Source organism: Georgenia sp. SUBG003 (assembly GCF_000715355.2).
In the GTDB taxonomy this organism is placed as follows: domain Bacteria; phylum Actinomycetota; class Actinomycetes; order Actinomycetales; family Actinomycetaceae; genus Georgenia.
The window spans coordinates 2,338,619-2,358,887 of sequence record NZ_CP180204.1; the positions used below are offsets into that span (position 1 = coordinate 2,338,619).

Annotated in this window: 22 protein-coding genes and 3 pseudogenes; 7 read left to right on the forward strand and 18 right to left on the reverse strand. The window is 73.6% G+C overall.

Translation table 11 applies throughout. The annotated features are described in order from the left end of the window. The first annotated feature begins 41 nt into the window (after window positions 1-41). Window positions 42-275, forward strand: a complete 234-nt coding sequence (locus tag DA06_RS11670; RefSeq protein WP_418607787.1) for a helix-turn-helix domain-containing protein — start codon at window positions 42-44, stop codon at window positions 273-275. A gap of 258 nt (window positions 276-533) precedes the next feature. On the opposite strand, the gene DA06_RS11675 is transcribed toward DA06_RS11670, so the two are convergent. The 4 genes from DA06_RS11675 to DA06_RS11690 all read right to left on the reverse strand — a co-directional run bounded on the left by DA06_RS11675 (window position 534) and on the right by DA06_RS11690 (window position 2,805). Next, window positions 534-995: a hypothetical protein gene (locus DA06_RS11675; protein ID WP_043500231.1), complete on the reverse strand. Its 462-nt coding sequence runs from the start codon at window positions 993-995 to the stop codon at window positions 534-536. Beyond that, a complete protein-coding gene (locus tag DA06_RS11680; protein WP_418607789.1) occupies window positions 992-1,393 on the reverse strand; it encodes a hypothetical protein in 402 nt (133 codons plus the stop codon). Before DA06_RS11680 ends, DA06_RS11675 begins: the two co-directional genes overlap by 4 nt. 80 nt (window positions 1,394-1,473) lie before the next feature. Continuing rightward, window positions 1,474-2,505, reverse strand: a complete 1,032-nt coding sequence (locus DA06_RS11685) for an Rv2578c family radical SAM protein (protein ID WP_043500246.1) — start codon at window positions 2,503-2,505, stop codon at window positions 1,474-1,476. Between the two features lie 69 nt (window positions 2,506-2,574). Further along, window positions 2,575-2,805, reverse strand: a complete 231-nt coding sequence (locus tag DA06_RS11690) for a hypothetical protein (protein WP_043500250.1) — start codon at window positions 2,803-2,805, stop codon at window positions 2,575-2,577. Window positions 2,806-2,941: 136 nt separating this feature from the next. Here DA06_RS11690 and DA06_RS11695 point away from each other — a divergent pair, with 136 nt between their 5' ends. Beyond that, window positions 2,942-3,253, forward strand: a complete 312-nt coding sequence (locus DA06_RS11695) for a hypothetical protein (RefSeq protein WP_043500252.1) — start codon at window positions 2,942-2,944, stop codon at window positions 3,251-3,253. A gap of 33 nt (window positions 3,254-3,286) precedes the next feature. Here DA06_RS11695 and DA06_RS11700 read toward each other — a convergent pair whose 3' ends face one another. Together DA06_RS11700 and DA06_RS11705 are read right to left on the reverse strand one after the other, a co-directional pair. Next, window positions 3,287-3,892 carry a CueP family metal-binding protein gene (locus DA06_RS11700; protein ID WP_418607790.1) on the reverse strand — a complete coding sequence of 202 codons (606 nt, stop codon included), beginning with the start codon at window positions 3,890-3,892 and terminating at the stop codon, window positions 3,287-3,289. Window positions 3,893-3,977: 85 nt separating this feature from the next. Further along, on the reverse strand, window positions 3,978-4,703 hold the full coding sequence (locus DA06_RS11705; RefSeq protein WP_418607791.1) for a formylglycine-generating enzyme family protein: 726 nt from the start codon (window positions 4,701-4,703) through the stop codon (window positions 3,978-3,980). Between the two features lie 17 nt (window positions 4,704-4,720). Between DA06_RS11705 and DA06_RS11710 the strand changes: the two genes are divergently transcribed. After that, a complete protein-coding gene (locus DA06_RS11710) occupies window positions 4,721-5,680 on the forward strand; it encodes a GNAT family N-acetyltransferase (RefSeq protein WP_418607792.1) in 960 nt (319 codons plus the stop codon). A gap of 61 nt (window positions 5,681-5,741) precedes the next feature. Here the strand turns inward: DA06_RS11710 and DA06_RS11715 are convergent, their stop codons facing one another. Then, the gene (locus DA06_RS11715) at window positions 5,742-6,251 is read right to left on the reverse strand and encodes a DUF4262 domain-containing protein (protein WP_043500256.1); all 510 of its coding nucleotides are present in this window, start codon (window positions 6,249-6,251) and stop codon (window positions 5,742-5,744) included. 453 nt (window positions 6,252-6,704) lie between these two features. Here DA06_RS11715 and DA06_RS11720 point away from each other — a divergent pair, with 453 nt between their 5' ends. From DA06_RS11720 to pheT, 4 genes and pseudogenes are all read left to right on the forward strand, one after another. Continuing rightward, window positions 6,705-7,340: a DUF2461 domain-containing protein gene (locus DA06_RS11720; RefSeq protein WP_043500258.1), complete on the forward strand. Its 636-nt coding sequence runs from the start codon at window positions 6,705-6,707 to the stop codon at window positions 7,338-7,340. A gap of 128 nt (window positions 7,341-7,468) precedes the next feature. Continuing rightward, the gene (locus DA06_RS11725; protein ID WP_043500259.1) at window positions 7,469-9,100 is read left to right on the forward strand and encodes an HNH endonuclease signature motif containing protein; all 1,632 of its coding nucleotides are present in this window, start codon (window positions 7,469-7,471) and stop codon (window positions 9,098-9,100) included. Window positions 9,101-9,459: 359 nt separating this feature from the next. After that, the gene (pheS, locus tag DA06_RS11730; protein ID WP_043500262.1) at window positions 9,460-10,536 is read left to right on the forward strand and encodes a phenylalanine--tRNA ligase subunit alpha; all 1,077 of its coding nucleotides are present in this window, start codon (window positions 9,460-9,462) and stop codon (window positions 10,534-10,536) included. Window position 10,537: 1 nt separating this feature from the next. Further along, window positions 10,538-12,648, forward strand: a pseudogene (gene pheT / locus DA06_RS11735) (phenylalanine--tRNA ligase subunit beta); the annotation flags it as partial. A 245-nt stretch (window positions 12,649-12,893) separates the two neighbouring features. Here the strand turns inward: pheT and rplS are convergent. The 11 genes and pseudogenes from rplS to DA06_RS11790 all read right to left on the reverse strand — a co-directional run bounded on the left by rplS (window position 12,894) and on the right by DA06_RS11790 (window position 20,215). Further along, a pseudogene (rplS, locus tag DA06_RS11740) lies at window positions 12,894-13,251 on the reverse strand (50S ribosomal protein L19). A 177-nt stretch (window positions 13,252-13,428) separates the two neighbouring features. Next, on the reverse strand, window positions 13,429-14,034 hold the full coding sequence (locus DA06_RS11745; RefSeq protein WP_418607989.1) for a GNAT family N-acetyltransferase: 606 nt from the start codon (window positions 14,032-14,034) through the stop codon (window positions 13,429-13,431). Beyond that, a pseudogene (trmD, locus tag DA06_RS11750) lies at window positions 14,029-14,811 on the reverse strand (tRNA (guanosine(37)-N1)-methyltransferase TrmD); the annotation flags it as partial. The gene DA06_RS11745 and the pseudogene trmD, both read right to left, overlap by 6 nt. A gap of 1 nt (window position 14,812) precedes the next feature. Next, entirely contained in the window at window positions 14,813-15,424 is a 612-nt protein-coding gene (gene rimM / locus DA06_RS11755; protein WP_052436668.1) for a ribosome maturation factor RimM, read from the reverse strand. 87 nt (window positions 15,425-15,511) lie between these two features. Further along, complete coding sequence (locus DA06_RS11760; RefSeq protein WP_043500270.1) at window positions 15,512-15,751, reverse strand: RNA-binding protein; 240 nt, start codon at window positions 15,749-15,751, stop codon at window positions 15,512-15,514. 5 nt (window positions 15,752-15,756) lie between these two features. Further along, entirely contained in the window at window positions 15,757-16,206 is a 450-nt protein-coding gene (rpsP, locus tag DA06_RS11765) for a 30S ribosomal protein S16 (protein WP_043500271.1), read from the reverse strand. Window positions 16,207-16,439: 233 nt separating this feature from the next. Then, entirely contained in the window at window positions 16,440-17,249 is an 810-nt protein-coding gene (locus DA06_RS11770) for an ABC transporter permease (RefSeq protein WP_052436669.1), read from the reverse strand. Next, entirely contained in the window at window positions 17,246-18,172 is a 927-nt protein-coding gene (locus tag DA06_RS11775) for an ABC transporter ATP-binding protein (protein ID WP_418607794.1), read from the reverse strand. The genes DA06_RS11770 and DA06_RS11775 overlap by 4 nt, the downstream gene beginning before the upstream one ends. Before the next feature lie 2 nt (window positions 18,173-18,174). Next, complete coding sequence (locus tag DA06_RS11780; protein WP_418607795.1) at window positions 18,175-18,978, reverse strand: hypothetical protein; 804 nt, start codon at window positions 18,976-18,978, stop codon at window positions 18,175-18,177. Continuing rightward, window positions 18,975-19,850: an ABC transporter ATP-binding protein gene (locus DA06_RS11785; RefSeq protein WP_043500275.1), complete on the reverse strand. Its 876-nt coding sequence runs from the start codon at window positions 19,848-19,850 to the stop codon at window positions 18,975-18,977. The genes DA06_RS11780 and DA06_RS11785 overlap by 4 nt, the downstream gene beginning before the upstream one ends. Then, window positions 19,847-20,215 (reverse strand): GntR family transcriptional regulator, encoded by a 369-nt coding sequence (locus DA06_RS11790; RefSeq protein WP_043500288.1) that lies wholly within the window; start codon window positions 20,213-20,215, stop codon window positions 19,847-19,849. Before DA06_RS11790 ends, DA06_RS11785 begins: the two co-directional genes overlap by 4 nt. Window positions 20,216-20,269: the final 54 nt, after the last annotated feature.

Genomic DNA, 20,269 nt, shown 5'->3' on the forward strand with positions numbered 1-20,269 from the left:
CGGGCTCCGGCGACGACGAGGTCGCCGTCTCCGTCGAACCCGTGACGGGCGAGACGCTCATCGGGCTCCTGCTGGTCGCCTACGGCCTGACCGAGCGGGAGCGCGACATCTGCCGTGAGGTGATGGCCGGGTACTCGACGGCCGACATCGCCGCCCGTCTCTTCATCTCGGCCCTCACCGTGCAGGACCACCTCAAGTCGGTGTTCGCCAAGGTCGGCGTCCGCAGCCGCGGCGAGCTCGTCGCTCATCTCAGGCCGGTCGGCCAGGGTGCCTGAGGGGGCGACCGTCCGACCGTCCGACCGTCCGACCGTCCACCCGGCCCACTCGTCCGTCCGCCCGTCCGCCCGTCCAACCCCCGGTCCCGGCGCGGTCGGGATGGCGAGCCATCCCTACCCAAGCGCCTCGGCCTAAAGGGCGCGGCGTGCACAAGAAGAATAGCGCTGAGCAAATCGGGATATGCCTGTCAGCATTCACCACTCTCGTGGAAGCGGAATTCCTGTTGCCAGGGCCTTCACCTTTGAGCGAAGAATGCGTCACAGTGTTTCATGGGCTTCGGGCCGGCGGGTATTTACCCTTTCGGGCGGCCGATTCTTCAGGCCGGGCGGCACAGGGTCACGGGGGTCGCGGCTGCGATCGGGCTCGCCCTCGTCGCCCTCGTCGCCCTCGGCGGCGGCTCGGGACCGGACCCCTACGCCGACCGCTTCCGTGCCACTCAGCAGGACCGTGCCATCGCGAGCGTCGCGCTCGCCGCCGACCGTGCCGAGCTGACCGCGGAACGCGGTCGGGAGTACGACCGTGCGCTTCTGGCCGCCGCCCGCGCAGAGAGGGACGACGCCGTGGCACTCGGCCGGGATGCGCTCGCTGCGTCTGGTGGCAGGGTGCTCGACGAGGCGCAGCGCGCCTGGCTCTCCGAGGTGCTGAGCAGCGCCGCCGCCACGCGGGGAGTCGCCGACCTCAGGCTTGCGCCGGTCGCCGTCGGTGAGGCTGTCGCTCACGTGCGCGCGGCGACTGCGGCCTGGGAGGCGGAGCAGGCCAGGCTCGCCGAGGAGGCGCGCAGGGCTGCGGAGGCCGCCAGGCGGGCCGAGGAGGGCCGCCGTGCCGAGGAGGCCAGGCTCGCGGAGCGGGCCAGGCTCGCCGAGGAGGCGCGGGAGGCGGGGGCGGTGCGCGACCACGAGCAAGGTGGCGCCGCGCCCCAGCCGGCCGACGCAGGGCGTCCGGGCGGGGCGCAGGCCGGTGCCTCCACCGACATCTCGCCCGCCGCGGTCGCGGGGTCGCTCCGCGACCGGGTGGCAGCGGTCGCGGCCCAGTACGGCTGCGGGTCGGCGACGATCCGCATCGACGACCCCAGGCTGGGCGGCGCCAACGGGTCCGCCGACTGGTACAACAACGCCATCCTCATCCGCTCCGCCACCCCACCGCGGCGGCCCGGACGGCGGAAGCTGACCGGCAGGCCGCGAAGGGCCTCGCAGGACGTCAGAACAGCGCCGGCTGCGCGACCTCGAGCGCCACTGGCGGCACCGCCTGCGGCGCGGGCTCGGGCGACCGCGCCCAGCGGCGCGGGGGCCGGCGGTCGAACCCGTGCCGTCGGCGAGCCTGCCCCGACCGCTCACCCAGCCACTTCCGGTAGTCGGCAGGGGCGTAGGAGCTCGTGCCGTAGAGGCGGCGGTACCGCGGCACCAGCGCGGGGTACTCCCGCCCCAGCCAGGCGAGGAACCACTCGCGCGCGCCCGGCCGCAGGTGCAGCGCACCGGTGGTGACGTCGGACGCCCCGGCGTCGGCGAGGGCCGCGTAGAGGGCGTCGAGCTGCTCCTCGGAGTCGGTCAGCCAGGGCAGGATCGGCATCGCGAGGACGGAGCACTCGAGCCCGGCGTCGGTGATCGCGCGGACGAGGTCCAGGCGCGCCCTCGGCGTCGGGGTCCCGGGCTCCAGCCGCTGCTGGAGATCGGGATCGACCAGAGCGAGCGAGACCGCGACCGACACGTCCACCGTGCGGGAGGCCTCGACCAGCAACGGGAGGTCCCGACGGAGCAGCGGCCCCTTGGTGAGTATGGAGAACGGGGTTCCGGACTCGGCCAGGGCCGTGATGATGCCGGGCATCAGCCGGTAACGGCCCTCGGCGCGCATGTAGGGGTCCGAGTTGGTGCCGAGGGCGACGTGCTCGCGCCTCCAGGACGGCCGCGCCAGCTCCTTGCGGAGCACGTCCACGACGTTCGTCTTGACGACGATCTGGGTGTCGAAGTCCTTGCCGGAGTCGAGGTCGAGGTACTCGTGGGTGCGCCGGGCGAAGCAGTAGGTGCACCGGTGCAGGCAGCCGCGGGTCGGGTTGATGGTCCAGACGAAGGGCATGGACGAGGCCGCCGGCACCCGGTTGAGCGCGCTGCGGCACAGCACCTCGTGGAACGTCACCCCGGCGAACTCCGGGGTCCTGACGCTGCGCACCAGACCGGCGAGCGGCAGCAGGGCCGCCGGGTCGGTGCCGCCGAGCTCGCGGGTCTCCCAACGCATGGACCTATTCGAACAGACTTACGAAACGCTGTCCAGCCCGGCGCGTCCGGCGAGCTGAGCCGTTGAGGTTCAGGCCGACGCGCGGTCCCGCTCCACCAGGTCGGCCACGAAGTCGAGCTCGTCGACCAGCGCGTCCGGCGTCCGGCGCAGCGCCACCCTGGCGCTGACGTACTCGTCCCACTGCGCGGCGCTGAGCTCGCGGAAGAAGAACGCGCCGGCGACCAGCCGGTCGACGTCGACCTGCGCGGCCCCGCCTCCGGCGGCCCGGGTATCGGACAGAGCGGTCTCGTTGTTCGTCACGCCCCGAACGGTAGGTGGGCGTCCCCGGCCGCGCGACCCGAACCACGGTGCGGTCCTCGTCGGTGCCGTCAGGTCCGGTGCCGCACCGTCGGCGTGGCACCGGACCGCTGCGCCGGCCCGGCGCACATCATGGGTCATGGCAGCGCCGACGCCCCGTCAGCAGCGCACCCCTGCACGCCCGGGCGACCGGGGCCGCACGTTCGCGGCCATCGCCGTCGTGACCAGCGTGCTCTCGTTCGTCTTCGTCCTGGCGGGCGTCAGGGCGGACCAGCCCGGCTCGGCAGCGGACGTCCCGGGGCCCGTGTGGTACCTGGCCGCGGCGCTGACTGTCGCCGCCGGGTTCGTGGCGTCCTGGTCGCTGATCTTCCCGGGCACCTGGTGGGTGCGCCCGGCGAAGGTCATCGCCGTCCTGGCGGCGCTCACGCTCGTCGCGGGCATCCTGCTGTGAGCGTCGCGGCGGTCGGTGCGCCGCCGCGGACGGTCAGACCACCTGCAGCGTGGTGACGCAGGTCGGGCTGTCCTCCCGGGTGGAGAAGTCGACCTCGCCGATCCTGCCGTCGTAGGAGACCGTGAGGGTGCCGTCGATGTCGCGCGGCAGCCAGTACCCGACGAAGCCGTTGTCGTAGGTGGTGGTCTTCTCGTCGACGAGCACCTTGCCGGCGTCGTCGACGATCCTCACCTCCACGTCCTCGCCGCCGAGCTCCCCGGTGCAGGTGGTGAGGGAGTGGTAGAAGCACTCGTGCGTCTGGTCCACGAACGGAGCCACCGACAGGTAGAACCGGTCCTCCGGAAGGTCCATCGCGACCTCCTCCTGCCCGTCGGAGACGACGAGCTGGTCGACCCGGACGGACGCCATGAGGTCGGCGGGACGCTCCGCGACGGCTAGCCGGTCGAGCCCGTCCACGATCTCGTCCGCCGGCGCACCGTCGAGGTCGTACGCCGCGAGCCGCGCCTCGACGCCCGCCGCCGCAGCCTCGCTCGACGCAGCCGCTCCGGTCCCGGCGGGCTCGGTCTCCGGCTCCGCCGAGCAGCCGGCCAGGACCAGCACCGCTCCGGCGGCCGCCGCCGTCAGCCGTCGCACCATCATCTCTCCTCCATCGGCTCGGCCACGCTCGGGTCCGCCACCGTCCGTAAGACTGCCATTGTCCGATGCGCCGGATATGGGCCGAAGGTCACGACGTCACCGGCGGGGTGCAGGCGAGACGGAATCCCACGTCATCGATCCGGAGCGTCGGGTGGCTGCGCCGCCGTACCGATGCCCGGCAGCTCCAGTGCTCGTCGAACCAACCGCCGCCGCGCAGTACCCGGTAGCTCCCGTAGACCTGGGCGTCGTAGACGTCCCAGCACCATTCCCAGACGTTGCCGAGCATGTCGTGCAGCCCCCATCCGTTCGGTGCCCTGCTCCCGACCTCCCGCACGCGACCGCCCGAGTTGCCCCGGTGCCACGCGATCTCGTCGAGCGGTCCGTAGCGCGGGCCGACGGAGCCGGCGCGGCACGCGTGCTCCCACTCCGCCTCGGTGGGCAGCCGATACCCGTCGGCGGTCGCGTCCCACCGCACGGCGCCGTCCTCCCGGCTCTTCCCGGCGTCGTCGTCGAAGTGGTACGCCGCCGTCAGTCCGTCCCGCCGGGACAGCGCGTTGCAGAAGTGCACCGCGTCCCACCACGACACGTCGACGGCGGGCAGCCGGCCGCCGGTGGCCGCGCCCGGCCGTTCTCCCGACACCACGTCGTACCAGGACCTCGTGACGGGGACGGCCGCAATCTCGAAGGCGTCGACGTCGACGCTCCAGCGCCGCTCCGTCCGCCGGTCGGACAGGGTCACGGTGGCAGGGGCGAGGGAGATCATCGGTGCCCGTTCCGGCTCGTGCGGGCCCGCCGTCGTCTCAAACCTCCCCATGCGCGAACGTTATCCCGATGACGCGGCGCACCCCGCCGGGCTTCAATGACGCCATGACGCTCCCCGCCGGGCTGACCACCCGCCCGCTCGCCGTCGACGACGCTGCCGGCGTCGCCGCGATCCTGGCCGCGGAGCAGCAGCGCGACCTGGGCCTGGTCTCGATCGAGGAGGCCGACGTCGTCGCCGACTGGCGGCGCCCGAGCTTGGATCTCGCCGCGCGGACCCTCGCCGTGCTCGACGGCGACGAGCTGGTCGCGTGCGCCGAGCTGATCGGACCCGACCGCGCGCACGCCGGAGTCGCGCCCGCGCACCACGGGCGGGGCATCGGCACGTACCTCGCCGCGTGGCTGCGCGAGAAGGCGCGCTCCGTGGGCAGCCCCTCGGTGGGCATGCCGGTGCCGGAGGGGTCGCCCGGCGACAGGCTTCTGGAGTCCCTCGGCTACCACGTGCGGTGGACCTCCTGGTTGCTCGCCCTGCCCGAGGGCCGCGCGGTCGAGCCCCAGCCGTTGCCTGACGGCTACGCCGTGCGCACCGCGAGGGCGAGCGACCACCGCGCGCTCTGGACCGTCGTGGAGGACTCCTTCCTGGAGTGGTCGGTGCGCGATCGGCAGTCCTTCGAGGACTTCTCGGCCCAGGTGATGGGGCGGCCCGGCTTCGAGCGGTGGAACCTTCGGGTCGTCGAGGACGAGGTCGGCGAGGTCGTGGGGGCCGCCGTCGTCCACCTCTCCGCGGACGTCGGGTACGTCGACAAGCTCGCCGTGCGCCGGGACCGGCGCGGGCGGGGCCTGGGGAGGGCGTTGCTCGCGGACGCGTTCGTGCAGGCCCGCAGGCGCGGCGCCACCCGGTCGGAGCTGGCCACCGACTCCCGCACCGGTGCGCTCACGCTCTACCGGCGTGTGGGCATGGAGGTCACCGCGGTGTGGGTGAACCGCGCTGTCGACCTCGACGGCGCGCGTACCCCACCGCGGCAGGCGTGACGCCCGCGAAAAGGGCGTCGCTCGGCCATCCGGCGCGCTCGCCGGTGCGGTCAGTCGGCGATCAGGCCTCACTCCCGCAGTGGGCGTCGAACGTCCCGGGCCGAGGCTGACGCCACCGGTCCACCGAGTAGCCCGGGTCCCAGGGGAAGTTCCCCAGGATGTCGTCCGTGGTCAGCTGCAGGACGGGGACGGAGTGCTCGGCGGGGCGCCGGTAGTGCAGGTTGGCGGCGAAGACGATCTCGCCCGGGTTGGGCGACTGCTCCACGTAGACCCGGTGCTGCCAGTGCTCGAACGTCACCACCTCGCCGGGAACCAGCTGTCGGCCGTCGTAGACCTGGGCGGCCAGATCGTTCAGCAGCCCGTGCGCGTTGTGCATGTTGAGCCCGGTGACCAGCAGCTCGGGATGACCGACGCCGAACAGGCCGATCGTGTAGCACAACGACGTCCGCCCGGCGTCGAAGTCACCGATGACGTACTCCAGGTGCACCCCCGTCTCCCGGATGTGCTGCGACACGAGCTGGGCCTGCTGGTCCAGCCACGCCGCGATCCTGGTCTCCTCCGTCTCCGACATCACCCTCCCCCTTCCGTCGCCGTGGACGCTACGACGGCGGCGCGGAGGGCGTTCATTGTCATCCACAGAATCGACGAGGTCCGGCGGCCCCACAGGCTCGCGGCGTGCCGGGTGGTGCATGACGAGCCTCGGGACGGGGTGGCGCGCCACCCCGTCCCCACCCATCGCCCCACGGTGGCCTCTCGTGACCCGGCGGTCACGTCGCACTTCCGCGGGATGAGCGTGCTCTCCCCCGGGCGACCGGCCACGGCGCGCTGGCGGCCGGTCACCCCAGATCCCAGTTCTCCGTCCGAAAGGGTGCCACCCCAATTTGGACGGACGGTGGGACAAAAGCCAGTCGTGACCATAGGTCAGAGGGTGTATCCGCCGCAGGCGAATCGGAGCCGTACTTCCGGCCGTCGCCCGGCAACGCGTACGGCACCGGCTCCGGGCACCGCCCGGCATCATGAGTCCATGGCCGACTTCGCCGGTTTCCCGCCCTCGGGTCCGCAGTTCTACGCGGAGCTCGAGCACGACAACACCAGGGAGTTCTGGGCGGCCAACAAGGAGCGCTGGGAACGCGACGTGCGCGATCCCATGCGCGCCCTCGTCTCGGCGCTCGAGCCGGAGTTCGGGACCGCCGTGATCTTCCGCCCGCACCGGGACCTCCGGTTCAGCCCGGACAGATCGCCGTACAAGACGCACCAGGGTGCGATCGCCGGCCCCGCGCCCGGCTTCGGCTACTACGTCGGCCTCGACGCCGACGGGCTCACCGTCGGCGGCGGGTTCCGCACCCACTCCCCCGCGGAGACGGACCGCTTCCGCCAGGCGGTCCTCTCCGACGCCGGAGCCGGGCTCGCCGGCATCGTCGCGACGCTCGTCGACCAGGGCTACGTCATGGAGGGCGCCGCGCTGAAGACCCGGCCCCGCGGCTACCCCGCCGACCACCCGCGCACCGACCTGCTGCGACGCAAGGAGCTGATGGCGGTGACGAACGTCGGCACGCCCGACTGGCTGTCCACCCCCGGCGCGCTCGACCACGTCAGGCTGATGTGGCGCCAGATCCGTCCGCTGGCCGAGTGGGTCGTCGGCCACGTCGAGCCGGACTGACTCCCCGCCGCCGCGCGGCGCCCGCGGCACCTCCCGACCGGGACCCGACGCCGGCACCCCGGCACCCCGGCACCCCGGCACCCCGGCACCTCGGCCACGATGTCGGTGCTCGAAGATACATTCGACCCATGACCGAAGACGTCAGGGCCCGCGGGGAACGCCGGGTGCAACCGCCGACGATCTCGGTGAGCATGTTCGAGGGCGCGCCGCTGCTGGGAATGTCAGCGGCGTACACGCCGGAACCGACGCCCGAGCTTCTCATCGCGCACGAGATCCTCAGACTGGCCGGTGAGATTCCCTGGTTCGAGGACGCGTGCCGGGCGCCCGTCAGCGGCACGGACGAGAGCGCCGGCAGCGGCCGTGCCGCTGAGGCCGCGCGGGCGGTGCCGTCGCGCCGCGGGCTCCGGTCCCCGGCCGCGGTCCTGCTCGAGGCGCACCGGCCGGGCCCGGAGCTGGCGCGGAAGCTGGAACGTACCTCGCTGGCCGATGCGGACGACGCCACGCTCGTCGAGATCGTCGCGGCCTGGGAGCGCGAGGCGGCCCGGGCCGCTGCCCAGCAGGCGCGTGCCGTCGCCGAGCTCGGTCGGCGGCGCGCGGCCGGTGGTCCGAGGTCCGCCCGGTCGGCCGTGTTCGAGGTGGAGGCGCGGCTGGGCATCACGAGGTACGCGGCGGAGGCCCGCGTCACCACGGCGGAGGCGCTGGAGGAGTTCCCGGCCGTCGCGGACGCACTCGCGGCGGGCCACATCGACCTCCGCAAGGCGAACGTCCTGCTGCTGGAGGAGGGGCTGTCTGCGGACGAGCGCCGCGTCGTGCACGAGAAGCTCCTGCCGGACGCGGACCTGTACACCGCCCCTCAGCTGCGGGAGATGATGCGGCGCGAGGCCCTCAACGCGAACCCTGCCGCGGCGAGGAAGCGGCACGCGAAGGCGTACGCCGACCGCGAGGTGCGCATCGACCCGGCTCCCGACTCGATGGCCTGCGTGACCGCATACCTGCGCGCGGACGACGCGGAGACCATGCGTGTCGTGGTCGACGCGATGGCCAACGGCGCCAGGGCGCAGGGAGACAGCCGGACGCTCCCTCAGCTGCGGGCCGACATCTTCAGCGACGTCTTCCGGTGGATGGCTGACAGCGGCAAGGATCTCGCCGGGCAGGCGCTCCCCACGGTGCAGAGGCGGAGACCGCACATCCAGGTCACCGTCGCGGGCGGGACGCTCCTGGGGCTCGACGACCAGCCCGCGGTACTCGGCGGGTACGGGCCGATCCCGGCAGATCTCGCCCGCCGGATCGCCCAGGACGGCACCTGGCGCGCCCTGTTCACGGACGCCGCGACCGGCGAGTTCGTGGCGCTGTCGTCCAGGGCGTACCGTCCCGGGGCGGACCTGACGCGCACGATCGTCGCCCGGGACGTCACCTGCGTGTTCCCGGGATGCCGGATCCCGGCCTGGGCCTGCGAGATCGACCACATCGACTCCTACGACGAGGCCCTGAAAGAAGCGCTCGCGCAGACAGGCACGCACGAGTGCGACGCCAAGTGCCACGGGCACCACGACGTGAAGACCATCGGGCTGTGGGACTCCAGCCGTGACCCCACCACCGGCGAGGTCACCTGGACAGCCCCCAGCGGTCACCGGTACGTCCGCAGACCGACCAGGCCCCCCGGCCCACCGCCACGACCGGCAGCGGCGCCGATCACCCAGCACGGTCGTCGGCCGAGGGCGGAACGCGACGACGGGGACGACGAGCCTCCGCCGTTCTGAGGCGGCATGCCCGCCCGCGGACGGAGAGGACTACCCCGCCCCGGTCCCGTGGCGCGCCGGTGAGCCCCAGCGACCTCGAGGACGGCGCCCCGCTCCTTTCGTCGGCCGCGTCGGCCGCGTCGGCCACTTCAGCCGCTCCGCCCATCGCGCCGGCCGCGTTACGATCGGTGGGTGCCACACGCGTTGCAGCTCGCCGGCCGAGCCGGCCGATTTACCAGGCCCGCCCAGGGCCTGGTCTGAGCCGCGCCTCGAGACCGAACCGCGCCCGGGCGGGCGTGCAACCTAGACTGTCCCGCTGGCAGCGACGTGCGCCGTCGTCCGCGTCGTCCGCCGGCCCCGATCCGCCCGGAAGGTTAGGCATGACTTTGACCAACGAGTCCCTCCACCCGCTGGACGAGGCCGCGGTCTCGGCCGCGGTCGAGGAGGGTCTGGCCGCAGTCGCGGCCGCGTCCACCCTCGACGAGCTGAAGGCCGCCCGCCTGGCGCACACCGGGGACCGCAGCCCGCTCGCCGTCGCCAACCGCGCCATCGGTGGCCTCGACCCCAAGGACAAGGCCACGGCCGGCAAGCTCGTGGGGCAGGCCCGCGGCCGCCTGAACAAGGCGATCACGGCTCGTCAGACGCAGCTCGAGGCCGAGCGCGACGAGCAGGTGCTGCGCACGGAGGCCGTCGACGTCACGCTGCCCACCGCGCGCACCCCGCGCGGGGCCCGCCACCCGCTCGAGACGCTCATGGAGGACGTCTCAGACTTCTTCGTCGCCATGGGGTGGGAGATCGCCGAGGGGCCCGAGGTCGAGCACGAGTGGTTCAACTTCGACGCCCTCAACTTCGGGCCGGACCACCCGGCCCGCCAGATGCAGGACACCTTCTACGTCGAGCCGCCCGCGCACACCCGCGGGGACGCCAACCTGGTGCTGCGCACCCACACCTCGCCGGTGCAGTCGCGCGCCATGCTCTCGCGGGATGTGCCCATCTACATCGCGTGCCCCGGCAAGGTGTTCCGCACCGACGCCCTCGACGCGACCCACACGCCGGTGTTCCACCAGGTCGAGGGGCTCGCCGTCGACAAGGGCCTGACCATGGCGAACCTCAAGGGCACGCTGGACCACTTCGCCCGCGCGATGTTCGGCCCGGAGGCACGCACGCGCCTGCGCCCGAGCTTCTTCCCCTTCACCGAGCCCAGCGCCGAGATGGACCTGTGGTTCCCCCAGAAGAAGGGCGGACCCGGGTGGATCGAGTGGGGCGGCTGCGGCATGGTCAACCCCAACGTCCTGATCGCCGCCGGGATCGACCCCGACGTCTACTCCGGCTTCGCGTTCGGCATGGGCATCGAGCGCACCCTCATGCTGCGGCACGGCATCGCCGACATGCACGACATGGTCGAGGGCGACGTCCGCTTCTCCCAGCAGTTCGGCACCACCGGAAGGGGCAACTGACATGCCTTACGTCCCGCTGACCTGGCTCGCCGAGCACGCCGAGGTCCCTGCCGGCACCACAGCGGCCCAGCTCGCCGCCGACCTCGTGCGGGTCGGGCTCGAGGAGGAGTCGATCGTCCCGCCCACCGTCACCGGCCCCCTCGTCGTCGGCCGGGTGCTCTCCGTGTCGAAGGAGGAGCAGAAGAACGGCAAGACGATCAACTACTGCCGCGTCGACGTCGGGGAGCACAACGACGCCCCCGGCGAGGGCAAGGAGACCGCTGACGTGCCCAGCCGCGGCATCATCTGCGGCGCCCACAACTTCGACGCGGGCGACCACGTCGTCGTCGCCCTGCCCGGCGCGGTCCTGCCGGGCCCCTTCCCGATCGCCTCGCGCAAGACGTACGGTCACATCTCCGACGGCATGATCTGCTCCGCCCGCGAGCTCGGGCTCGGCGAGGACCACAGCGGCATCATCGTGCTCGAGGAGCTCCTCGGCGCGGGCGCCGTCCCCGCCCCCGGCACCGATGCCGTCGCGCTCCTCGGGCTCGGCGCCGAGGTCCTCGAGATCAACGTGACCCCGGACCGCGGGTACTGCTTCTCCGTGCGCGGCGTCGCCCGCGAGTACTCCCACTCCACCGGGGCGCGTTTCACCGATCCCGGCCTGCCGGAGAACCTCCCGACGCCGCCGCCAGCCGCCACGCCCGACGGCTTCCGCGTGGAGGTCGACGACCCTACGCCGGTCGCCGGACCGGGCTGCGACCGTTTCGTCACCCGGATCGTCCGTGGCATCGACCCCTCCGCGCCGTCTCCCGCGTGGATGGTCGAGCGGCTCAACCAGGCCGGCATGCGACCGATCTCCCTCGCCGTCGACGTCACCAACTACGTGATGCTCGACCTCGGCCAGCCGCTGCACGCCTACGACCTCGCCACGCTGGCCGCGCCGGTCGTCGTGCGGCGCGCCGCGGCGGGGGAGAGGCTCACGACCCTCGACGACGTCGAGCGTCGCCTCGACCCGGAGGACCTCCTCATCACCGACTCGCCCCGACGGCGCCCGCGGCAGCCGCGTCCTCGGCCTCGCCGGCGTCATGGGCGGGGCCGAGACCGAGGTCACCGGGACGACCACCGACGTGCTGGTCGAGGCGGCCCACTTCGACCCCGTCTCGGTCGCGCGGACGGCCCGGCGCCACAAGCTCCCCCAGCGAGGCGGCGAAGCGGTTCGAGCGCGGTGTCGACACGCGCCTCCAGGCCGTCGCGGCGCAGCGGGTGGTCGACCTGCTCGTCGAGCACGGCGGCGGCACCGCCGACCCTGCCGTGAGCGACCTCGACACCACGGCCGCGCCCGCGCCGGTCGCGTTCGACCCGTCCTCCGCCTCCCGGCTGGTCGGTGTCGACTACGCGCGCGAGCGCGTCCTGGAGATCCTCGAGCAGATCGGCTGCACGGTGGTCCCCGCCGCCGACGCGGAGACCACCGTCGCCGGGGACGGGGCGGACGACGCGGCGCCCGGCGTCGTCGTCACGCCGCCGACCTGGCGGCCCGACCTCGTCGGCCCCGCCCATCTCGTCGAGGAGGTGGCCCGGCTGGCCGGGTACGACGAGATCCCCTCGGTCCTGCCCCCCGCCCCGGCGGGCCGCGGACTCACCGTCGCGCAGCGCCAGCGCCGTGACGTGGCCCGGGCGCTCGCCGAGCACGGCCTGACCCAGGTGCTGTCCTACCCGTTCATCGGCGACGTGCACGACAAGCTCGGCCTGCCCGCGGACGACCCGCGGCGCGTCGTGCTCCGGCTCCTGAACCCGATCGCCGAGGACGCCCCGGCGATGCGGACGTCCCTCCTGGACACGCTGCTCGACACCGCGCGGCGAAACGTCTCGCGCGGCGCCGGCGAGCTCGGCGTCTTCGAGATCGGGCTCGTCACCCGCCCGGACGGCGTCCTGGCGGGCACCGCGCCCGGCACGCAGCGGCGGCCCACCGAGGAGGAGCTGGCCGCCCTGATGGCGGCGGTGCCCGCCCAGCCCCGGCACGTGGCGGGCGTGCTCGCCGGGCAGCTCGTCCCCGACGGCGTGTGGGGCGCCGGCCGTCCCGCCGACTGGGCCGACGCGGTGGATGCCGCGCGGACGGTCGCGAGCACCGTCGCCGGGCGCGGCCGGCCGCGCCGGGGACCTCGGGCGGGTAGCTGGGCGGCATGGCCGCGGACTCGCTCTGGGCGTCGTCGCCCCCCGCACGCCCGTCGGTGCTGTCGGTGGTCAAGCGATCCGCTCCCCTCTGGCAACTGCACTGCCAGGACGCTGCCGGCCCAGAGGGACCTGGGTCGACCTTACAAGGCCGGGACGTGCGAGTGCCCGGCACACCGTACGGCGTACCGGGCACCCGGGCAGGCTCAGCGCGAGGTGGTCTCGCGCTTCTCCTTGATCTTGGCGGCCTTGCCGCGCAGGTTGCGCAGGTAGTAGAGCTTCGCGCGGCGGACGTCACCCCGGGTGACGACCTCGATGGAGTCGATCGACGGGGGAGTGCACCGGGAAGGTGCGCTCGACGCCGACGCCGAAGCTCACCTTGCGGATCTTGAAGGTCTCGCGCACACCGTTGCCGGAGCGGGCGATCACCACGCCCTGGAAGACCTGGATACGGGAGCGGTTGCCCTCCACGACCTTGACGTTCACCTTGAGGGTGTCGCCGGCGCGGAAGGCGGGGATGTCGTCGCGGAGCGAGGGGCCGTCGACGATGTCCAGGGTCTGCATGGTGTCTCTTCCCGCTCGTGCCACAGGTCACGCGCGATGGTCGGGGCGGCTCGTGCCGCCACGTCGGTCATCGGGTCGCCCTGGTCCGCGGGCCGTGCGGACCCCCTGTGGCAGGTCCGACGGAGCTAGGTCGGGACGCAGGGCCGTCCTAGTCTGCCACAGCGGCGAGCGGGGCGGCTAACGTGCCGGCGCCGGTGCGGGTGTGGTCTGCGGCACGTCGGCGAGGTCCACCGCCATGACGAGGTCCTCCTCAAGGCTCTCCCCCACCCGGAACCGCCGGGTTCCCAGCGTGACGAATCCGTGGCGCGCGTAGCTGCGCTGCGCGCGGCGGTTCGCCCGGTTCGTGCCGAGCCACACGGTGGCCACCGGTTCGCCGTCGACCCGGTGCGCGGCGGCGGCGCGGACCGTCCCGGTCACCAGCGCGCCGGCCACGCCCGTTCCCTGGAGCTCGGGAAGGACGTAGCACTTGCTGAGCTCGGCGGCCGGCCTGGTCGTCACCAGCGCGGAGACGTCGTCGGCGTAGGGCGGCTCGTCCCAGGTCAGCGGGAGGACGAGGAGCGTGTAGCCCACGAGGCCGTGGGGACCCTCCGCGAGCAGGACGCGGTAGCGCTGGTCGTCGGCGAGGTAGGCGGCGAAGTGCTCGGCGCCGAGATGGGTGGCGACGAACTCGGCGACGTCGTCCTCACCGAGGTGCGGCGGGCAGGCGAGGGGGAAGGTCGCGGCCGCCAGCTCGGCCAGGGCCGCGGCGTCGTCGGGGCGGCCCGGACGCACGTCGACCCGCACCGGACGGGCGGCGCCGACCGGGACGAACCAGCCGTGCCGGGCCAGGACCGCGCGGTCGCGGGCGTCGAGCCGCTCGCCGTCGAGGGTCGCCACCATGTCCGGACGGCGCTCCGCCGTCCGGACGAGAGCCTGGTCCCGGCGCCAGCGGGCGATGTTCGCGTGGTGTCCCGAGAGCAGGACCTCGGGCACCTCGAGCCCGGCCCAGGCCGGCGGCTTGGTGTACACGGGGTACTCGAGCAGGCCGGCCGTGCCGTGCGACTCCTCCACGAGGGAGTCGGGGTTGCCGACGACGCCCGGCAGCAGCCGCGCCACCGCCTCGACGACGACGAGGGCGGCCACCTCGCCCCCGTTGAGCACGTAGTCGCCGAGGGAGATCTCCCGGACCTCCACCCCGGCGGCCGCGTAGTGCTCGGCGACGCGGGCGTCGATGCCCTCGTAGCGCCCGCACGCCAGCACCAGCTGGTCCCGGCTGGCGAGCTCCTCGACGGTGCGCTGCGTGAGGCGCTCGCCCGACGGCGTCGGGACGAGCAGGACCTTGCGCGCGGCCGGGCCGGCCAGGACCTCGTCGAGGGCGCGGCCCCACACGTCCGGGCGCATCACCATGCCGGCGCCGCCGCCGAACGGGGTGTCGTCGACGGTGCGGTGCCGGTCGCTCGTCCAGTCGCGCAGGTCGTGCACCCGCAGGTCGAGCAGACCGTCCCGGCGGGCCTTGCCGACGAGGGAGAGGTCGAGGGCGTCGAGGTACGCGGGAAAGATCGTGACGACGTCGACGCGCATCTCAGGCCCCGTCGCGACCGGGCAGGCCCCCGTCGGCGGTGCCGTCGCCGGGCCGGCCGGTGGTCTCGTCGTCCGCGAGACCGTCGTCCCACTCGGCCGGGTCGCCCGCGAAGAGGCCGCGTGGCGGGTCGAGGGTGACCGTGCCCGCCGTCGGGTCGACGTCCGGCACGAGCTCGGCGACGAAGGGCACCCGTGCCCGGGTCCCGCCGGGCTCGTCGACCACGAGGACGTCCTGCGCGGGCAGGTGCTCGAGTGCGGCGACGGTGCCGAGCTCGCGCCCGTCGACGTGGACGGCGCGGAGCCCCACGAGCTCGTGGGGGTACCAGCCCTCCTCCTCGCCGTCGTCCTCGTCCTCGTCCGACTCCACGACCAGGCGGACGCCACGCAGCGACTCGGCCGAGCTACGGTCCCGCGACTCCTCGAAGAGCACGTAGACGGCGCCCTCCGGCGTCGTCCGGGTGCGGGCGACGGTGAGCGGCCCGGCGTCGGCGGGCTCGGTCTCGAGCACGTTCCCGACGGCCAGGCGTCGGGCCGGGTCGTCGGTGCGCACGTCGAGGCGGACCTCGCCGCGCAGCCCGTGCGGGGCGCCGACGACGGCGACGGTCAGCAGCACTTGCGTCTCCTCTGTGAATGGGGCCACCGGCCCCGGGTGCACGCAGACCCGGCCCGCCGGGGCGGACCGGGTCTGTGCTCGGCTGGCTCAGCGGCGGTCGGTGTCCACCACGTCGACCCGCACGGGGCCGGAGGTGGACAACGCACCGATCACGGTGCGCAGGGCCCGGGCGGTGCGCCCGGACCGGCCGATCACGCGGCCGAGGTCCTCGGGGTGGACGCGGACCTCGAGCAGCTCCCCGCGCCGCAGGGAACGGCTGGTCACACGAACGTCGTCCGGGTGGTCGACGATGCCACGCACGAGGTGCTCGAGAGCGTCGGCCAGCACTGCGATCAGGCGTCCTCGGCGGGGGCGGACTCCTCCGCCGCCTCCTCGGACGCCGGGGCCTCCGCGGCCTTCGACTCCGCGGCCCGGGCCTTGCGCTTCTCGGCCTCGTCCTCGGCAGCCTTCACGGCAGCGGCGCGCGCCTCGGCGGCCGACTCCCCGGAGGAGGCCTTGGTGCGCAGGGTGCCCTCGGCGCCCTCGAGCCCCTTGGCCTTCTGCCAGTCACCGGTGACCTTGAGGAGCGCGGCGACCTGCTCGGTGGGCTGGGCGCCCACCGAGAGCCAGTACTGCGCCCGCTCGGAGTCGATGTCGATCAGCGACGGCTCCTCGGTGGGGTGGTACTTGCCGATCTCCTCGATCGCACGGCCGTCGCGGCGCTTGCGCGAGTCCATGACGACGACGCGGTAGTACGGCGCGTGGATCTTGCCCATGCGCTTCAGACGGATCTTGACTGCCACTAGGTGGTCACTCCTGGTTTCGTATGGGGTGGACCGCGCGGGCTGCCGGTGGGTATCGGCGTCCCGTCTGGTCGCAGGACACAGCGTCGTCCGGTGAGAGGGGCCGGGCGGGCTGAGTACAGCCGGTCATTCTGCCAGAACTGCCGAGTGCTCCCCAACCCCGGCCGCCGCCCGGGCCGACGTGGCCTTCGCCACTCCTCAGGCTCCACCGTCGGGCGCGGCGAGGGCGGGGTTCAGGACCAGCGGAAGACCTTGGCGGCGACCGGGTACAGCACGAGGACCCAGACGGCCATGACCACGAGCTGGAACGCGGGTACGCCCGTGCCGAACCACGCCTCCTCCATGGCCTGTCCGGCGGCGCCGAGCGGCGTGAACCGGCCGGTCGCGGCGACGGCGTCGGGCATGACCGGCCCGGGCGTCCACAGCCCGGCGAAGAACAGCATCGGGAAGTAGACGAGCATCCCGATCCCGCCCGCGGTCGACCCCTTCGGGGCGAGCGCGGCGATCACGAGGCCGACGCCGAAGGTCGACGCGGCACCGAGCACGAGGGCGAGGAGGAGCAGCCCCACCTGCCGGGGCGCGACGATCTCGAAGGCCAGGGCGCCCGCCGCGACGCCGAGCGCCGCGGCGACGACGAAGGCGGCGACGTTGACGGCGACCTGGGCGAGGAGGACGCCCTGGGGCCGCATCGGGGTGGTCGAGAGGCGCCGCAGCACGCCGCGCTCGCGGTAGCCGGCGACGAACGTCGGCATGGTGCTCAGCGCGGGTGCGGCGATCGCCGTCGCCAGCACCACGGGGAGGAAGGCGGCGATCGGTGTGAGGCCGTCCCACGCGGGGCCGGCGTCGGTGAACGGGTCCCGCATGCCCGGGAGGGCGAGGCCGACACCGACGACGAGCACGGCGGGGAACACGAGCGAGAAGAACACGGTGCCGGGGTCGCGCAGGAACAGCCGGAACTCGCTGCCCACGAGCGCGGGCAGGCCTCGCATGCCGGGGCGGTCGCCGCGGGCGACGTCCGGGGCGGCGGGGACGGTGGCGGTCATGCTGCAGCCTCCTCGGGGTGGGCGCCGGTGACGTCGACGAAGACGTCCTCAAGGGACCGGGTGAGGGTGGTGAGCTCGGCGGGGACCACCCCACGGTCGTCGAGCGCCGCGACGACGGCCGGCAGGACGCGACGGTCGCCGCGGACGAGGAGGTCGCCGTCGTCCCCGACGACGGCGGAGACCTCGGGGAGGGCACGGAGCAGGTCGGCGGTCCCGTCGGGGGCGCCGGCGGGCAGGCGCAGGCGCAGGGACGGCTCCGAGCCGCCGGCCGTCAGCTCCGCCGGGGTGCCCTCGGCGACCACACGGCCGGAGTCGATGACGACGATCCGGTCGCACAGGTGCTCGGCCTCGTCCATGAAGTGGGTGACGAGCAGGACGGTGACCCCGGAGTCCCGCACGCGCTCGACCAGCGCCCACGTCTCGCGGCGGCCGCGCGGGTCCAGGCCGGTCGTCAGCTCGTCGAGGACGACCACCTGGGGCCGGCCGACCAGCGCCAGGGCGATGGACACGCGCTGCTGCTGGCCGCCGGAGAGGTCGTCGAAGGCGGTGCGGCGCCTGCCCTCCAGCCCGAGCAGCACGATCAGCTCGTCGACGTCGGCCGGGTCAGGGTAGAACGACGCGTACAGCCGCAGGGCCTCCTCCACGCGGATCTTCGCGGGCAGCCGCGACTCCTGCAGCTGGATCCCGAGGACCTGCCGGACGGCCTCGACGTCGCGGCGGGGGTCGAGGCCGAGGATCTCGACCGAGCCGGCGTCGGGCGTCTGCAGGCCGGCGAGGCACTCGACGGTCGTGGTCTTGCCCGCCCCGTTGGGGCCGAGGATGCCGAGGATCTCGCCCCGGCCGACGGTCAGGCTGACGTCGTCGACGGCGACCGTGGCGCCGAAGGTCTTCCGCAGGGCGGTGACGGTGATGACGGGTTCCATGCTCAGCTCCGTTGGTGGGCGACGGGGATGTTGCGGACCAGCCGCCAGAAGGCCAGGGCGGCGAGTGCGGTCACGGCGAGGTTGACGAGGTCGTACGCCGCGAGCGAGATGCCGAGGGAGTCGGCGACGACGTGCGCGAGGTCGTCCTGGCCCGCGACGGCGGGCAGGACGGTGAGCGGGAGGGCGAGCGTGCCGCGGAGGGCGCCGAGCCGGTAGTAGGCGGTGCCGACGAGAAGCCCCGCGACGGCGCCGCCCGCCGTGCGTACCGCGTACGTGACGGCCGAGACGGCGAAGCCCTCGTCCCAGGGCGCCACCCGCACGGCGGCGTCGTCCCCGGTGGTCGCGACGTGGACCTGCGGCCAGCCGGCCCTGTCGTACAGCGCACCCTCGACGGCAAGTCCGACGGCCATCGCGAGGCCGTAGACGAGGCCCACCCAGGCGGTGGCGAGCAGGCACGCCCGGACGAAGGAGCGCCGGGTCATGCCGTTGCCGACGTGGCTGGTGAGCTGCACGGCGGAGACCGTGATCATCAGCGAGAACGGGTACCACAGGGCGCCGTGCGCCCCGAACTGGAGGACCGACATCCCGACGGCGTCGGCCTGGCCCAGCGCGACGACGGCGACGACGGCGAGGAGCAGGACGACGGCCCAGAACCACAGCGCCAGGTACGTCTGCATGCCGAGCATCCAGGCTCCGGCACGCCACCACTGCGGGCGGTCCGGGGCGATGCGCCTGCCGAGCCTGAACGAGCCGGCGGTGAGGCTCCCCAGGTCGGTGACGGGCGCGGCGTCCTGCGTGCGGCTCACGAGTTCCTCCCGGTGAGGTGGACGAAGAGGTCCTGGAGGCCGACCGGGCCGGTCTCGACGCCGGAGCGGGTGATCTCAGCGGCGCGGGCCGGGTCGGGGCGGTCCAGGACGGTGGTCTGCTTGGTGGGTCCGAGGTGGCGCTCGGACAGGACGGTCAGGCCGGCGGCGGCCGCGTCGACCCGGGCGGCCGGGCCGGTGAGGGTGAGCCCGCGACCGCGCAGCTCGTCGGCGCTGCCGACCATGAGCTCACGTCCGTCGTGGAGGATCACGACGTGCTCGAGGAACCGCTCGAGCTCGTTGATGAGATGGCTGGACAGGACGACGGTGCGCGGGTGCGCGACGTAGTCCTCGAGGAGCAGGTCGTAGAACCGGTACCGCGACGGCGCGTCCATGCCCAGATAGACCTCGTCGAGCAGCGTGAGGGGTGCCCTGGAGGCGATGCCGACGACGGCGCCGAGGGCGGACCTGGCACCGCGGGACAGCTGGCGCGGCCTGCTCCGCGGCCGGATCTCGAAGGCGTCGAGGAGGCGGCCGGCGAGGTCGTCGTCCCAGGTCGGCCGGGCACTGGCGACGTAGGCGAGGTTCGTCGTGATCCGCTCGTCGGGCATGAGGTCGCCGGACTCCCGGACCAGACAGATCCGCTCCATGAGCGTCTCGTTCTCGAACGGGTCCTGCCCGTCGACGAGCACCTCGCCGGAGGTGGGGCGCCGCAGCGACGCGACGGCCGACAGGAGCGTGGTCTTGCCCGAGCCGTTGCGGCCCAGCAGTCCCGTGACGGAGCCGGCCGGGATCGTGAGGTTGGCGTGGTCGACGGCGCGGGTGTCGCCGTAGTGCACGCTGAGGTCGCGGACCTCGACCGCGAAGCCGGTCATCTGTCGTTCCCCTTCTGGTTCGTGCGGATGTAGGCGACGAGCTCGTCGGCGCTGACGCCGAGGGCGCTGGCCTCCGCGATGAGCCCGTCCACGCGGTCGGTGAAGAACGCGCCGCGGCGCTGCTCACGCAGACGTTCGCGGGCTCCCTCGGCGACGAACATCCCGACTCCTCGTTGCTTGTAGAGCACCCCCTCGTCGACGAGCTGGGCGAACGCCTTCGCCGCCGTCGCGGGGTTGATGCGGAAGGTGGTGGCGTACTGGGTGGTGGACATGACCTGGTCGCCGGCCGCCAACGTGCCGTCGAGCACCTGCCGGCGCAGCTGCTCCGCGATCTGCACGTAGATCGGTTCAGGACCGTCGAACATGACCACCCTCGGTTCCATGGTTCATTACTAGAGTAATGAACCACGGAACCGGGT